The sequence below is a fragment of the Vibrio salinus genome (assembly GCF_021272385.1).
GTDB classification, from domain to species: domain Bacteria; phylum Pseudomonadota; class Gammaproteobacteria; order Enterobacterales; family Vibrionaceae; genus Vibrio; species Vibrio salinus.
The window spans coordinates 249,299-265,615 of sequence record NZ_JAJSDZ010000005.1 but is presented as its reverse complement, the minus strand read 5'-3'; the positions used below and the strand labels follow the sequence as shown (position 1 = coordinate 265,615).

General features: G+C 41.4%; 11 protein-coding genes and 1 pseudogene. 8 read left to right on the top strand and 4 right to left on the bottom strand.

Features of this window, described 5'->3' with window-relative positions:
- The first annotated feature begins 189 nt into the window (after window positions 1-189).
- The 6 genes and pseudogenes from LRQ06_RS01315 to nspC all read left to right on the top strand — a co-directional run bounded on the left by LRQ06_RS01315 (window position 190) and on the right by nspC (window position 10,512).
- Window positions 190-861, top strand: coding sequence for an ABC transporter ATP-binding protein (locus LRQ06_RS01315; RefSeq protein ID WP_232764640.1), 672 nt, complete (start codon window positions 190-192; stop codon window positions 859-861).
- Entirely contained in the window at window positions 842-3,298 is a 2,457-nt protein-coding gene (locus LRQ06_RS01310; protein WP_232764639.1) for an ABC transporter permease, read from the top strand. Before LRQ06_RS01315 ends, LRQ06_RS01310 begins: the two co-directional genes overlap by 20 nt.
- Window positions 3,299-3,439: 141 nt before the next feature.
- The gene (gene nhaA / locus LRQ06_RS01305) at window positions 3,440-4,594 is read left to right on the top strand and encodes a Na+/H+ antiporter NhaA (protein WP_232764638.1); all 1,155 of its coding nucleotides are present in this window, start codon (window positions 3,440-3,442) and stop codon (window positions 4,592-4,594) included.
- Window positions 4,595-5,145: 551 nt separating this feature from the next.
- A pseudogene (locus LRQ06_RS01300) lies at window positions 5,146-8,011 on the top strand (pyridoxal phosphate-dependent class III aminotransferase).
- A gap of 18 nt (window positions 8,012-8,029) precedes the next feature.
- Window positions 8,030-9,274: a carboxynorspermidine synthase gene (locus tag LRQ06_RS01295; protein ID WP_232764637.1), complete on the top strand. Its 1,245-nt coding sequence runs from the start codon at window positions 8,030-8,032 to the stop codon at window positions 9,272-9,274.
- A 104-nt stretch (window positions 9,275-9,378) separates the two neighbouring features.
- Window positions 9,379-10,512: a carboxynorspermidine decarboxylase gene (nspC, locus tag LRQ06_RS01290; protein ID WP_232764636.1), complete on the top strand. Its 1,134-nt coding sequence runs from the start codon at window positions 9,379-9,381 to the stop codon at window positions 10,510-10,512.
- A 97-nt stretch (window positions 10,513-10,609) separates the two neighbouring features.
- Here nspC and LRQ06_RS01285 read toward each other — a convergent pair whose 3' ends face one another.
- Both LRQ06_RS01285 and LRQ06_RS01280 read right to left on the bottom strand, forming a co-directional pair.
- Window positions 10,610-12,220: a methyl-accepting chemotaxis protein gene (locus LRQ06_RS01285; RefSeq protein ID WP_232764635.1), complete on the bottom strand. Its 1,611-nt coding sequence runs from the start codon at window positions 12,218-12,220 to the stop codon at window positions 10,610-10,612.
- Window positions 12,221-12,417: 197 nt separating this feature from the next.
- The gene (locus LRQ06_RS01280) at window positions 12,418-12,933 is read right to left on the bottom strand and encodes a glycine cleavage system transcriptional repressor (RefSeq protein WP_232764634.1); all 516 of its coding nucleotides are present in this window, start codon (window positions 12,931-12,933) and stop codon (window positions 12,418-12,420) included.
- A gap of 221 nt (window positions 12,934-13,154) precedes the next feature.
- Between LRQ06_RS01280 and LRQ06_RS01275 the strand changes: the two genes are divergently transcribed.
- Window positions 13,155-14,393 (top strand): CinA family nicotinamide mononucleotide deamidase-related protein, encoded by a 1,239-nt coding sequence (locus LRQ06_RS01275; protein ID WP_232764633.1) that lies wholly within the window; start codon window positions 13,155-13,157, stop codon window positions 14,391-14,393.
- Between the two features lie 186 nt (window positions 14,394-14,579).
- Complete coding sequence (locus LRQ06_RS01270) at window positions 14,580-14,843, top strand: hypothetical protein (RefSeq protein WP_232764632.1); 264 nt, start codon at window positions 14,580-14,582, stop codon at window positions 14,841-14,843.
- A 17-nt stretch (window positions 14,844-14,860) separates the two neighbouring features.
- On the opposite strand, the gene yfaE is transcribed toward LRQ06_RS01270, so the two are convergent.
- Both yfaE and nrdB read right to left on the bottom strand, forming a co-directional pair.
- On the bottom strand, window positions 14,861-15,139 hold the full coding sequence (gene yfaE, locus LRQ06_RS01265; protein ID WP_232764631.1) for a class I ribonucleotide reductase maintenance protein YfaE: 279 nt from the start codon (window positions 15,137-15,139) through the stop codon (window positions 14,861-14,863).
- Window positions 15,139-16,272, bottom strand: a complete 1,134-nt coding sequence (gene nrdB, locus LRQ06_RS01260; RefSeq protein WP_232764630.1) for a class Ia ribonucleoside-diphosphate reductase subunit beta — start codon at window positions 16,270-16,272, stop codon at window positions 15,139-15,141. Before nrdB ends, yfaE begins: the two co-directional genes overlap by 1 nt.
- Window positions 16,273-16,317 lie beyond the last annotated feature (45 nt).

Below are 16,317 nucleotides of genomic sequence, written 5' to 3'. Positions count from 1 at the left end.
GCTTGTTGTTATAAATACAAGCGGCCAAAACAAGTCTTGGATTGCTCTATATCGCTGTGCTTTTTTGTATTCACATTGACTTTACTATCGATTATCATGAAATATCGGTTTTATATTGAGTGAAAATCCTTTCTATAACCGTCTTTTTGGTGTAGATTCCCTGTGCTGTTTGTTGGTTGAGAGAGTTTAATGTTACAGTTGTCGAACCTTTGCAAGGGGTATGTTGATGGTGGTGAATTCCACTCGGTGTTGCAGGGAACTGAACTGACATTAAATCGCGGAGAGCAGCTTGCTTTAATGGGAGAAAGTGGTTCCGGAAAAAGTACTTTACTCAATTTGATTGCCGGACTGGATAAAGCCGATTCCGGCGAAATCTGGTTCCCCAACTTTCCCATGCACAAAGCGTCAGAGCATAACCGAGCTGCTTTTCGCCGACATTATATTGGTCATGTTTTTCAACAATTCAACCTGCTTCCTACCCTGAATTTAGCCGATAACATTCGTTTTTGCCGTCAGTTACGTGGATTACCTGAGGACAGCGGACTATGGCGACAGATTATTTCTGCGCTGGATTTGATGAATCTGTTGGGTCGGTATCCTGAAGAAGTTTCTGGAGGACAGCAGCAAAGAGCGGCGATTGCCCGCGCTCTTTATATGGAGCCCAAATTATTATTGGCTGATGAGCCGACGGGTAGCCTTGATGAACGAAATGCCGCCGCAGTAATGAGGCTGCTAACCACACTGACAAAACAGCTGAATTGTTCACTCCTTCTGGTAACGCACAGTGAAAAGGTCGCCAGTCATATGGAAGGGTGTGTGAAACTTCAGGGAGGGGCTTTACATGTCGTGGCCCGTAGTTAAAGCATTACTGGGTCACTACCGGCGTTATCCTTTCCAGTTTGTTTTAGTCTGGTTAGGTCTGACGTTAGGTGTTTCTCTTCTTACCGGTGTTATCGCCATTAATCACCATATTCTTAAAAGTTATCAACATGGTGAGAAATTATTTGCAAATCCACTTCCCTATCATATTTTGTCAAAGGATCTGAATTCTGAGCTCCCGTATTCAGCTTATGAAAACATAGTAAAGCAAGGCTTTACTCAATGTTTGCCGTTAGAAAGTGCTAATTTACAAGCTAAAGATGGTCAGGAATTTACGTTGATCGGGGTGAAGCCAACCCTTAATCATTCTGGTCTGACGATTTCATCATTATCTCATGAGCAATTAGGGGCAGGACAGTCTGTTCGGAGTGTTTTAATTAGTGTTGATTTTGCCAACCAACTCGGACTTTATGACGGACAGTTTATCCCGTTAGCAACCGGGGGGAAAATTGGACCGATTGTGGTTGATAAATATAACGTTGTCTATGGCAATCGTGTCCTTACATTATTCAGTAATACGCAGCTTATTAAAGATTCGACGGATCTGACGGTGATTACATGTAGTGAGATGCCATTTGAAGACATTCAGCGTTTGAAGGCATCTTTACCAGCAGACATGATGCTAGTTCGTAACCATCGGTCTAATTTTGGTTCATATGCTAAAGCACTTCATATGAATCTTACGGCAATGGGCATGCTGGCCTTTTTAGTAGGGCTGTTTATTTTTTATCAGGCAATGTCTTTGTCTTTTGTCCAGCGTCAGCCTCTTGTTGGAATGCTTAGGCAGGCTGGAGTCTCCGGGGTCGATCTGGCAAAAGCATTAACAATCGAACTTATTGTTTTTATCGCGATATCCTGGCTTTGTGGAAATATATTAGGTTATCTGCTTTCCATGTATTTAGCCCCTCATTTTTACATTAGTTTGGATGATGTAACAGAAGGCAGTGTTTTTGGGTTTGTTGACTGGCACTGGACCTGGTGTTTTTACAGCTTTCTGTTATCCGTTATTGGGGCAGGATGCTCTTGCGTCTGGCCGTTATTCCGATTGTTGAAATCAAGACCAATCCGGTTGACTGCCCGTTTATCTCTGGTTCGGTTTGCTGGTTCTGAATTTTCAATTCAGGCCGTTGTAGCTGTCTTTTTACTCATTATTATCGTGATTCTTTTCCAATATCAGATGACACCAGTTTTTGCGTTGATTATTTTAGGGTTGATTTTGATTTCGGTAGGCTTGATGGCACCTTACATTATATGGAAAGCATTTGATTTTTTCTCTTATCGTTTGAAAAATGTCAAATTACGTTGGTTTTTTGCTGATGCGGCAACGAGTATGAGCTATCGTGGTATTGCCACTATGGCTTTTTTGATTGCCCTTGCGGCAAATGTCGGAGTGGAAACGCTCACAGGTAGCTTTAGGCTCACCACCGGAGATTGGCTCGAACAAAGGTTGTCTGCAGACTTATACCTTTATGGTACACCTGATCATTATGAGCAGATGTATTCGTGGTTGAAAAAACAACCTGAAGTGAAAAACGTTTGGCAGCGCTGGGAACATGATTTAACCACATCCAGCGGTCTGATGCAGGTTGTAAGTGTTGGTAATAGCAATCCAGAACGAAAAAGCCAGACAGTTAAGGTTGCCATCCCTGATTACTGGCGCTCTCTTCATAGTGGTAAAAGCGTTATGATCAGTGAGTCTACGGCAATGAAGCTACACTTGAGACCGGGTGATTTTATGAATCTTCCCAAGCCAATGACCGGAAAATGGCTTGTTGCCGGTATTTATTATGATTATGGTAATCCTTTTTATCAGGTGATAGTACCAACCCGGGTCTGGAAAGATTATTTCGGTCGTCATGGTGATGTTATTTTATCGTTACAGGTAGCCGGGCATTCAGAAGTGTCTCTGCAGGCGTTAAATAAGAAACTAACTGATGAGTTCCATCTTGATTCTGAGCGAGTTTATAGGGCAAGCAGAATTCGTCGTCTGGTTCTGGATACCTTTGATCGAACGTTTTCTGCTGCTCAGGCTTTGGGAACCATCACACTGGTGATTGCCGTTGTTGGAATTTTTTTTGCTACCATTGCCGGTGAAGTGACGCGACAGAGACACTTTGCACTTTTGCGTTGTTTTGGTGTCTCCAACAAAGAACTGATTATGATTGGTGGTATTCAGTTATTTATATTCGGTATTATTTCTCTGATAGTTGCACTCCCATTAGGTATTACTTTATCTCAAATAGTAATCAATACATTGGTTAAAGAAACGTTTGGCTGGTCTGTTGAATTACATCTGGCTTACGGTGAATACGCGAAAACTGTTATTTACTCGTTATTAGCGTTGGTTCTGGCCGGTGTTATCCCTCTTATCAAACTGTTAGCGCGAGCTCCAATACAGTATTTCCGCGACGCATTATAACTATTTCTGTTTATAAGCTATTCTTAATACTTCGGAATAACCGAATTATTATATCTACACAACCGATTTTTATATCTTTTCTCATCTGGATAAACTTTGACATTGTTTTGTTAATTAGGTGTTAATAGGGGGATTGACTGTATGGTAAAAATTGCCCGGGTCTTTTTTAAACTGGAATCAGCCGGGGGAATCCTGCTGATCATTGCTACGATCTCTGCCATGCTGACTGCGAATTCAGGTATCGCTGAGTCATATCATACTGTATTACATAGTTATATCGGTGGAATGTCAGTATCTCACTGGGTCAATGATGGTTTAATGGCTATTTTCTTTCTTCTTATAGGATTGGAAGTTAAGAGGGAAATGGTTGATGGGGCATTGAAATCAAGAAGAGAAGCTATTTTCCCGGCTATTGCAGCATTAGGCGGAATGATCGCACCGGCTATGGTGTACATTGCGTTTAATTTAAATAATCCGGTTGCATTAGGTGGTTGGGCTATACCTGCTGCAACGGACATTGCTTTTGCTATGGGGATATTAGCTCTGTTAGGTAACCGGGTTCCTCTCAGCCTTAAATTATTCCTGCTTGCCCTTGCTATTATTGATGATTTGGGTGTTATCATCATCATTGCCTTATTTTATAGTAATGAACTGTCCATGTGGGCGATCTCAGTGGGATTGGCAATGACGGCACTTTTAGTTATTTTTAATGTAAAAAATGTCACCAGTTTACCCGCGTACCTTATCGTCGGAACTATTCTCTGGATTGCTGTTCTTAAGTCCGGAGTACATGCAACCCTGGCTGGGGTGATCATTGGGTTTGTTATTCCTATGAAGGGGAAGAAAGGCCAGTATTCTCCATTGAAACGTTTGGAGCATACACTCCATCCTTACGTTTCCTACTTTATTTTACCGTTGTTTGCTTTTGTCAATGCAGGTATTTCGTTAGACGGAATTTCACTGGCTACGTTTGCAAATCCAATCCCATTAGGAATTGCTCTGGGGTTGTTTATCGGTAAACCACTGGGTGTATTCAGCTTTAGCTGGCTGGCTGTGAAAATGAAAATAGCACCATTACCAAAAGGCACGAGTTTTGCCGATATTTTTGCTGTTGCTGTCTTATGTGGAATCGGGTTTACGATGTCAATATTTATATCTTCTCTTGCTTTTGAAGGGTTGGAAGGGAGCTACGATGCATTTTCGAGGCTAGGTATTTTATTAGGTTCGACAGCAGCAGCCATAGTGGGTTATTTCATGCTGAATAAAAGTTTGCCAAAGAATAATAAAACGGTGTAAGCAGAGGCTGATATTCAGGTTAGATTCACAGCCCGGGTTATAGCCGGGCTGTAAAAGATGAGTGAATACATTACTATAGAAATATCGTACGTTTTGTAATGTTGAGTTCATCAATAAGGGCAATAAAAAAGATTGCATTGCAAAGTATTTTTATGATAATTTCGCCCTCAATCTCGGAGGTTATGATTTTATCTGGGGGAAACGCGTAGTGGGCATTCAAGCTGATTGCTTTTGCTGCGTAGGGTAGGTACCGGTAAATCCTTTTATTGGTAGACGGGATACTGTTGTCGTGGGAGCGACTTAAAATGGGAAACCCAACGTTGAATACACATATTTCACCATCATTAATCAGCTTTTTATTACCAGAATGTCCTGTATTGCAAGACAGTAGCATTACCGAACCTTGATACTGGCAAACTATTCTCTTCGTCATTCCAAATGACAAATAATGTTGCCGCTTTTATGACATTAAAAGTGGATGTTTTGCTGTTTCCTACTTTAATCAAATATCAATAAAGTAGGGTTGTTTATCTATTTTAAGGGCAGAAAAAATGAGCGTAGCCTTTGAAGTTAGCGATGCTGCTAACACTATTTTTTCAAATCAAATTCCACAGGTTGATGGTCTTTATGATTTAACACCAGATGAAGAACTGCTTGCACAAGAGCAAAACGAATCTGCTGTACGTTCTTATCCACGTCGCTTGCCGATTGCTATTAAACAGGCATATGGCTTATTAGTGGAAGACACTCGCGGACAAGTCTTTTTAGACTGTCTTGCTGGCGCGGGTACTTTGTTACTTGGTTATAACCATGCTGAAATTAATCAGGCCTTAAAAGACCACCTTGATTCAGGGCTACCTTATCAGACATTAGATATAACGACTCCGGTGAAAAATCGTTATATCAAACAAGTTAAACAGTTTTTGCCACAAGAGTTAGCAGAGCAGAGTGTTATTCAGTTCTGTGGCCCGTCAGGCGCAGACGCAGTAGAAGCGGCGATCAAACTTGCGAAACAGACTACCGGGCGTAATTCTATGTTTGCGTTCCGAGGCGCCTACCATGGTATGACCAACGGCACGATGGGCATGATGGGTAACACAGGAACAAAGTCGCGCCGTACTGGTTTAATGTCAGATGTGCATTTTATGCCTTTCCCATACAACATCCGTTGTCCGTTTGGGCTTGGTGGTGATAAAGGTGCGAAAGCGGGCATTCGTTTTATTGAGCGCATGTTGTGTGATGATGAATCAGGTGTGATGAAACCGGCTGCTATCATTGTTGAACCAGTACAGGGAGAAGGTGGGGTAATTCCAGCCCCTGCTTTCTGGTTGAAAGAGCTGCGTCGTATTTGTGATGAGCATGATATCCTACTGATTTTTGATGAAATTCAGTGTGGTGTTGGTAAAACTGGTTACAACTTTGCATTTGAAGAAGCCGGTATTATTCCGGATATTCTATGCTTGTCTAAAGCGATTGGTGGCGGTTTACCTATGTCTATCCTTGTTGTTAATAAGAAATATGACACATGGAAGCCAGGAGAACATACCGGGACTTTTCGGGGTAATCAGTTAGCAATGGTCTCCGGTGCAAAAGCGTTGGAAATTGTTGAACGAGACAATTTGGTTGAACATGCGAATGTTGCCGGTCAGTATTTACGGATGGGTCTGGAAAAAATCCAGGAACGCCTAAGCTGTATTGCAGAAGTTCGTGGTAAAGGTTTAATGCTGGGGGTTGAAATCAGAAAACCATCTGGTGAGCTTAATAAATTTGGTGAGCCTGCTTCTGATGGTGAACTGACGCTGAAAATTCAGCGGGCGGCACTTGAAAGAGGTCTGATCGTTGAAAAAGGTGGTCGTGACGGTTCTGTGATTCGTTTTCTACCACCACTGATTATTTCTTTTGAACAGATTGATTTTGCTTTACGCGTATTAGAAGAAGCAATTGTAGCTGCTGGTGGTGTAGATGCAGAGTAACAACTGGAAACAGCATTTTATTCATACTGGTTCTGAAGGCGCAGACACATTTTCAGAAGTAATGAAACACACTGTGAGCCAAATAACGGCGATGTTTGCTCAGGTTCAGGCCCCGTATTCAGGACTTGAACCGACTCAGTTAGAGCAATCAATCAGTAATGTTGATCTGGACAGCACTTCTTCGTTAACGGATGTTATTTCAAATACCGTTAATTTAATCGCTAAAAATTCGATTATTGTGCAACACCCTAATTGCATTGCTCACTTACATACACCACCGCTTTTATCTTCAGTAACCGCTGAATTAATTATCGGTGCATTAAATCAGTCTATGGATTCCTGGGATCAGGCATCTGCTGCGACTTACGTTGAACAGCACGTTGTTAACTGGATGTGTAAAAAATTCGGTTTAGGTGTGCATAGTGATGGGATCATTACCAGTGGTGGCACACAAAGCAACCAGATGGGGTTATTGCTGGCCCGTGACTGGATCGCGGATAAAATTTCTGGTCATTCTATTCAGAAGTTGGGTCTTCCTGAATACGCATCTAAACTTCGTATTGTTTGTTCTGAAAATGCGCATTTCACCGTGCATAAATCTGCATCCTGGATGGGACTGGGCGAGAAAGCCGTATTGAGTGTCCCTGCCCATGAAAATGGAACGATGGATGTTACTCAGATTACACGTGTAATTGAAGAATCAAAAGCGCGTGGTGAAATCCCATTTGCTATTGTTGGTACGGCTGGTACGACAGACCACGGCGCCATCGATGATCTCAACGTTGTTGCGGATATTGCAAAACAATACGAACTTTGGATGCATGTCGACAGTGCTTACGGTGGTGCTTTAATTTTAAGTAGCCATAAAGATCGTCTGTCAGGTATTGAACGAGCTCGTTCAGTTTCAGTGGACTTCCATAAGTTGTTTTATCAAACAATCAGCTGTGGTGCACTGTTAGTGAACGATAAAGCTAACTTCAAATATTTGCTTCATCATGCAGATTATCTGAACCGTGAGCACGATACATTGCCTAATTTGGTAGATAAGTCGATTGCAACAACTAAACGTTTTGATGCGTTAAAAGTTTATATGACAATGCAAAGTGTTGGTGCTGATGAATTAGGCCGTATGTACGATCATCTGATTGAGCAGACACAGCAGGTTGCTCAATGTATCAATGAAAACGAAACGTTTGAATTATTGGCGCAGCCTTGTTTATCAACAGTGCTGTTCCGTGTCGTGAAGTCTTCAGGCTATGATTTAGATATACTGAATCAGAAATTAAGAATGGAGGCTTTAACCCGTGGTGTCGCGGTATTAGGTGAAACTGTAATTGCTGGTAAAACAGCTCTTAAGTTTACCATCCTAAATCCATGTTTGACGATGTCAGACTTTGATACTTTATTATCACAACTAGAAAGTCTGGCAACGGAGCTGGGCTAAGAGGGGTAACAGGAAATAATGTCAATCCTACAAATTGGTGCAGGTGGTGTTGGTTGGGTTGCTGCACATAAAGCAGCTCAAAATAATGACATTCTGGGTGATATAACGATTGCATCTCGCACGATTTCAAAATGCGAGAAAATCATTGAGTCAATTAAAGGTCGCAATAACCTGAAAGACTCTACCAAGAAGCTCGAAGCACGTGCAGTTAATGCCGATGACGTAGATGCGTTAGTAGCTTTGATCAACGAAGTTAAGCCTGACCTTGTTATCAACGTAGGTCCTCCATGGGTTAACATGAATATCATGGAGGCCTGCTATCAGGCGAAAGTTTCATATCTTGATACTTCTGTTGCCGTTGACCTCTGTTCTGAAGGTCAGCTTGTACCTCAGGCTTATGACTGGCAATGGGGATACAGAGAGAAATTTAAAGAAGCAGGTATCACCGGAATTCTTGGAGCAGGTTTTGATCCGGGTGTTGTGAGCATATTTGCGGCTTATGCCGTTAAGCATCTTTTTGATGAAATTGATTCTATTGATGTCATGGATGTGAATGCAGGTGATCATGGTAAGAAGTTTGCGACCAACTTCGATCCGGAAACTAACATGCTGGAAATTCAGGGTGATTCCTTCTATTGGGAAGAGGGAGAATGGAAACAGGTTAGCTGTCATACCCGTATGCAGGAATTTGATTTTCCATTAGTGGGTAAACACAAGGTTTACTCAATGGCTCATGATGAAGTTCGCTCATTAAAAGAGTTTATTCCGGCTAAACGTATCGAATTCTGGATGGGTTTTGGTGACCGTTATCTGAACTATTTCAACTGCATGAAAGACATCGGTTTGCTCAGTCCGGATCCAATTACCTTACCGGATGGCCGGGAAGTACAGCCTCTGCATGTTCTTAAAGCATTATTGCCTGACCCAACATCACTGGCTCCGGGGTACACAGGTAAAACCTGTATCGGTACATGGGTTCAGGGCAAAAAAGAGGGCAAAGAGCGCAGTGTCTTTATCTACAATAATGCTGACCATGAAGTGGCTTATGAAGATGTTGAGCATCAGGCTATTGCATACACGACGGGTGTGCCGGCAATTACCGCTGCACTGCAATATTTCAAAGGCAAATGGGCCGAAGCGGGTGTATTCAATATGGAGCAGCTGGATCCTGACCCGTTCCTGGAAACGATGCCTTCTATCGGCCTGGGATGGGACTATGAAGAGCTTGAACCCGGACAACCCGAAATTCAAATTCTGAAGTAGTATAAACAACCATCCTTAAAAGAAATAAAACAGTTGTAAGCCGGATGAATGGTTTACAACTGTTTTTCTTATTCATCTTTTAGTGACGAAAAGAGCCGTTAAGTATGAAAAAATTTGACTTAAAAACCCCATATTTCATGATTGATGAAGCCAGTCTGATTCGAAATCTTGAAATTGCCAAACATCTGAAAGAATTATCAGGAGTTAAGTTGGTTCTTGCTCTTAAATGTTTTTCTACATGGGGTGTTTTTGACATTATTAAGCCTTATTTGGATGGCACGACCAGTTCTGGCCCATACGAAGTCAAACTTGGGCATGAAACCTTTGGAGGTGAAACGCATGCTTACAGCGTGGGCTACAGTGAAGACGACGTGAAAGAAGTCGCAGATATCTGCGATAAAATGATTTTCAACTCACAATCACAGTTAATGGCATATCGTCACCTGATTGAAGGTAAAGCGTCAATCGGTTTGCGTCTGAATCCAGGTGTCAGTTACGCCGGTCAGGATTTAGCTAACCCGGCGAGAAAATTTTCACGTTTGGGGGTTCAGGCGGACAACATTGATGAGTCGGTTTTTGATAGTATCGATGGCGTCATGTTCCACATGAACTGTGAAAATAAAGACGTGGACTCTTTTGTCCATTTGTTGGATGCGATATCCGAGCGCTTTGGTGCTTATCTGGATAAATTGGATTGGGTTAGTTTAGGGGGCGGGGTTTTCTTTACCTGGCCAGGTTATGACGTCGAGAAACTGGCCATCGCGTTAAAAACGTTTTCCGAAAAGCACTGTGTGCAGCTTTATCTTGAGCCGGGTGAAGCCATCATTACCAAAACAACGGATTTGGTTGTGACAGTAGTGGACATCGTTGAAAACGAAATGAGAACAGCTATTGTTGATTCGGCAACGGAAGCACACCGTTTAGATACCCTGATTTATAATGAGCCGGCATCGGTTTTTGAAGCCAGTGGAAATGGTGAATATGAATATGTGATTGGTTCATGCTCTTGCCTGGCCGGAGATCAGTTCTGTGTGGCTAAGTTTGACAAGCCATTGGAGATAGGCCAGAAGCTGCATATTTTAGACAGCGCAGGTTATACCATGGTAAAACTGAACTGGTTTAATGGTCTCAAGATGCCGTCTGTGTATTGTCAGAGAAAAAATGGTGATGTACAGAAGCTCAACGAATTTGGTTATCAGGACTTTAAGCGTTCTCTCTCTTTGTGGTCTGTTCATTAACGTTTCAAATGTTTTTGGAATCGTTCACTATAAACAATAAAATGCCCTTCCTTCCGGTCGGGCATTGATAACGATTTTCAGTGATGCACAATATTGATCAGAGTTTAAACTCTGACAGTTTGTCATTCAGTTGTCTGGACATATCTGCCAGATTTTCACTTTCTTCTGCAAGATGAGTTGCTGCCTGGGACATCTCCAGTGCTGAGTCATTAATACCGGAGACATTACGGTTCATTTCTTCTGCCACCATACTTTGTTCTTCAGCAGCGGTTGCAATTTGTGCGGATTTATCGCTGACGTGCTGGATATGATCAACAATAGAACCCAGATCGGTTCCACAACTTTCCGCGCACTGTACACTTTCATAAGCAAGATCCTGAGAACGTTGCATCGTGTCTGCGGAACTCACAGCCAGTTGTTGAAGCTGAGTAATGGTACTTTGTATTTCTTCCGTTGACTGGCTGGTTCGGCTGGCCAGGTTACGAACTTCATCTGCCACAACAGCAAACCCCCGACCTTGTTCACCGGCTCTGGCTGCCTCAATCGCGGCATTTAAGGCAAGCAAATTGGTCTGTTCTGAAATCCCGCTAATCACATTCGTAACATCGCTGATTTGCATCACGCCTTCTTTTAGTTTGTTGACCTGATCAACGGCGATTTCAAGTTCTTTGGAGAGAGCCTTGATACTGTCAACACTTGATGCCACATCCTGATTTCCGGTTCCAACCTGATTGGTCGCTTCAAGTGTGTCCTGAGCGGTTGATTCGGCATGATCAGCTACTTCAGAAACGGTTGCACTCATTTCATTCATAGCTGTAGCCAGTTGGTTTAGCTGGTCGCGCTGAGAAGTGACAGCCTGACTAGTTTCTTCCGCGGATGCGGCAATCCGGTTCGCGGCGGTTGATAATGAATTGGCGGAATGAGACGATTCATGCAGTGCTTCTCTTACTGAAGAAATACTTTGATTGATATGCTCTGCAACGCTTCCTATGTCATCTTTTCCATGAATAAAAATTGAAGCGGTTAAATCGCCTTTAGATATTTTGTTCATTGCTTCATTAATGGAACTAAGAGGACGGGTAACCGCTTTTGTTATGAAATATCCGAGAAAGACCATAATGACAACTATTGCCAGTGTCGCCAGCCCCATCTTAATACTTTGAGAGGTCATTTCATCATTGATATCTTGTAGTAATATTCCGGTTCCCAGTACCCATCCCCAGGATGGTACGCTTTTTACGAATGACATTTTTTGGGATACATTACCTTTAGGATCCGTCCAATCATAAATAACGGTACCTCCTTTTGGCTGTTGGCCCGTTTTAATGATTTTAAACCAGATATATCCGGGCGAATTTTTATCCGTACTTCCAACTTGATTACCCACTCGTTTGGCACTAAGACCATGAGCAAGAATAATTCGGTTCGAGTTTACTGCAAAGAGATAACCATCTCCATCGTAGTGGGTGGCTTCGATCAGTTCTTTTGCCTTTTCTTTTGCTTTTTCCTCTGGATAATGTTTCTTTATATATTCAATTTGACTCAAAGTTGCATCAATAACAGAATTTAATCTCATTTCTTTTTCATAAAGCAGATTCTTTTTTAATGCAGCTTCTGATATCAGTAATAAGACAATAAAACCAATAACGGAGATTATAATTAAACTGCTCAGCTTTGTGCTGACTTTCATATTACTTAGCATCAACATGACGTTTCACCATATTTATTAATACGTGTTCGTTTTTTCTTATAACTTTTAAGATGTTTCCAATGAGCAATAATTTACAATCGGCTCATTGAATTGATATTTCTATTAGAAATTCACTATTATTGCAACTAATAACGTTCTATTTAGTTAATCGCTATTCTTTTTTGAAGCAATAATTCTGATGGCGTTAAATGATATTAAGTTTCTATTATTACTTTTGTGTCTTCACTCAGTGATTCCAGTTCATTAACCACATCAGTTATCGACATATTCTCTGGTAACTTTATAGTTAAGTTAGCTGAAAATAAATTGGTATTAATACCATTTTCACCTGATATGAAAATTCTCTGACAATTCATATCGATAACCCGTATTCTCTGGTTATCAAGTAAGTGAGTAATTTCATTTACGATACCAAATCGATCGGAGGCGTCGAAGCGCAGGTGATATACATCCTGATGCGTTATAGATAGTGTTTTACCGTCGACAAATTCGACAGTGATTTCTTTTTTTGATGTAAATACATTTTTTATTTTCTGAACATTTTCTTTTGGAGACTGGACTTTAATAAGTGCAGCAACCTGCTCATCAATAAAATTAACTTTGCTGACAAGCCATTGTCCTCCATTATCATGAGTGACTGCAGCAAAGCGCTTGATATCTTTTGGTATGGCTTTCCCAATAAAACTTACGATGAAGGTTTCCACTGTCATATGAGGCCTTTTATTAATACTTTTTCCTCTGATTAGTTTAGTTTTGATGTCTTTCTCTTCCCCGGTGCTTTATCTTTTTTGTTAAACTGATCTTGTATTGTGTAAACCCAACGGAAAAATATGAGACATATTTAAGGTTTTGGTTTCTATCACCGATAAAAGCGTTATGATTGAACTTACTTTATGAAATGTCTGTCGGGATAATTGTTACAGGAAAAATTATGTTAAAGGTCGTGATGTTAAGTACGGGAGAAGAAGTTCTCCATGGCGATATCGTTGATACAAATGCGGCATGGCTTTCCCGTTTGTTTTTTGAAGAAGGTTATGAGTTAACTAAGCGTTCTACTGTCGGAGATAACCCGGCACGACTCAAAGAAGAACTAATGATGCTTTCTCTTAATTCTGATGTCGTTATTGTCAATGGTGGACTTGGACCAACAACGGATGATCTGACAACAGAGGTAGTAGCAGACTTGGCTGAAAAGAACCTGGTTCTGTCCGATTACTGGGTTCAGCAGATGACGGAGTTTTTTGCCAAGCGAGGTAAAAAGCTTAGTGATGTTAACTTAAAGCAGGCCCGTTTACCTGAGGGAGCAGAATTGCTGGATAATCCTATCGGGACGGCATGTGGATTTAAACTGAAAATAAATGATTGTGATTTTTACTTTACTCCCGGTGTCCCCAGTGAGTTTAAGATGATGGTAAAACAGCAGATTTTGCCTGATTTACGCAAATGTTTTCCAGAGCACACAGGATTGGATTGCCATAAAATTTACACATTGGGTAGCTCTGAATCTGAATTGGCTGAATTATTGGATCCGGTGCCACTTCCAGATGATTATACGATTGGTTACCGCTCATACATTCCCTTTATTGAAATTAAGTTATTCGGGCCACGAGGGGATGATGAGATTGCGTTTAAAGTCATAGAAGCAATCTATAAGAGAGTGTCTAAGTGGACAGTGAGTATTGATAAAACCATGCTAAGTCAGTTGAGTGAAGGTCTGAATGAGAAAAAACAAACCTATGCTCTGGCAGAAGAGGGAACATCCGGCTGGTTAGCCAATCATTTTTCAAATGATGACGTGGTTTTGTCGTATATGGGAAGTAGTTGGGTATTAGGACCGAATGTGTCTCAAAATATTGCTAATGAAGACCCACTGGCTGCTACTTTGGCTTTAGCCGGTGCGACAAAAGCAAAGAGCCAGACAAATTTGGCTTTAGTCACCGGCCGGATTGATCATAATCAGTTCTGTATGGCGCTGTCCACTCCTGAAGGTGAATGGGGGCAGATACTGGAATGCCGGCGAAATATGACCCGTGAAGATCTTAAAACAGTAATAGGCACGATCGCTATGGATATGTTTCTGAGATATCTGTCCGGAAAGCCGGTTTTCGGGCAGTATAGCATTGCTTCTGAAGTGAAAAAGCTGCATTTGCCGGGAAATGTTCTAAGTTAATTCTTATAACTAATTGATTATTAATCATATAATATTATTTCTGTTTTTTGTATGATATATGAGAAATTAGTCTAATCGCTAACTCTATGATTCGGAATTGATCTCTGTTTTTCTCATTATAGTGATGATCCATTTTGTCATTTTCACGCTAATATAAGACTCTATGGACATGGTGGCAGGAGGCGAATGATGGAAACACAGTCTAAGATTCTTGTTTGGTACAAAGTGGCGACTCAAAAAATTGTGTTGGGAGAAGCACGTTTTCCCAGAAAAAAAGAGCTAACTTCGTTATGGATAAATACGCCTACGGAGCCTGCTGTTTTTGGTCATCCGGGTTATGGAATTTCGTTAATTGGTGATGACGGCCGGGAAATTGCGGATAAAGCAATTTCAATGATAACAGCGGATATGCTGCTGATTGATGATAATCAGGCTAGGGTAACTTCCTAGCCTGTTATTAAGAGGAGCTATGCACGCTTTACTTTTTGTCGATAATGAACCGATTCCAGCTCAATATCCCCTTTAGCACGGCAAATACATGGCAGGACTTCATTCTCTTGTGTATAAGCCATAGCAAAACCAACATATTCAACCTCACCGGAAACAAGCTTGCACTTACAGGCTCCACAGAGTCCGTCCCTGCAGTGATATTCTGCTTCTAACCCGGCATTTTCCATCGTCTCAAGTATTGTGTTTGATGGATTGGATTCAATTGAAACAATACGGTTGATTTTTATCTGGGGCATTAGAGTTCGAAATCCTCAAAGTCATCAGAATTGACTTCGTTATCAATCTGGCCAACCAGATAAGAGCTGATTTCAGCTTCCTGTGGCGCCACCTGAACATTGTCAGAAGATAACCATGCGTTTATCCATGGAATTGGGTTACTTGTTGAATCCGGATAAGCTGGCGCCAGTCCAACCGCTTCCATCCGGATGTTAGTGATATACTCAACATACTGACATAAAATATCTTTGTTCAGACCAATCATCGATCCGTCTTTAAATAGATAGTCCGCCCAGTCTTTTTCCTGTTCTGCCGCTTCTTTAAACAGATCAAAACATTCTTGTTTGCATTCTTCGGCTATCTGTATAAATGAAAAATCGTCCTGACCATTGCGAAGAAGATTGATCATATGCTGAGTACCGGTCAGGTGGAGCGCTTCATCCCGGGCTATCAGTTTAATAATTTTGGCATTACCTTCCATTAATTCTCGTTCAGCGAAAGCAAATGAACAGGCGAAGCTGACGTAAAAACGAATGGCTTCCAGCGCGTTAACCGACATCAGGCACAAGTAAAGCTGTTTTTTAAGCTGATTGAAATTAACGTCAACGATTTCGCCGTTAATTTCATGTTTCCCTTCGCCATAGCGATGATAATCATTGGTCAGTTTGATCAGATTATCGTAATAATGAGCGATGTCTTTTGCGCGCTTGATAATGTGCTCATTTTCAACGATATCGTCAAATACCGTTGCCGGGTCATTAACGATGTTTCTGATGATGTGTGTGTACGAGCGTGAGTGAATGGTTTCAGAGAAAGACCAGGTTTCTATCCAGGTTTCCAGCTCAGGTAACGAGACCAATGGCAGCAAAGCCACATTCGGGCTGCGGCCCTGAATCGAATCCAGTAGTGTCTGATATTTTAAATTTGAGATGAAAATATGTTTTTCATGTTCCGGTAATTTTTTATAGTCAATACGGTCACTCGATACGTCGACTTCTTCAGGGCGCCAGAAGAAAGAAAGCTGCTTCTCAATGAGTTTTTCAAAGATTTCGTATTTCTGTTGATCATATCTGGCAACGTTTACCGGCTGCCCTAAAAACATGGGCTCTTTTAACTGATCATTTTTTGTCTGAGTAAATGTACTGTAAGCCATAATCGCCTCAATTTCATTTTCCTTCCTGTCCATACTGCCTGAGAA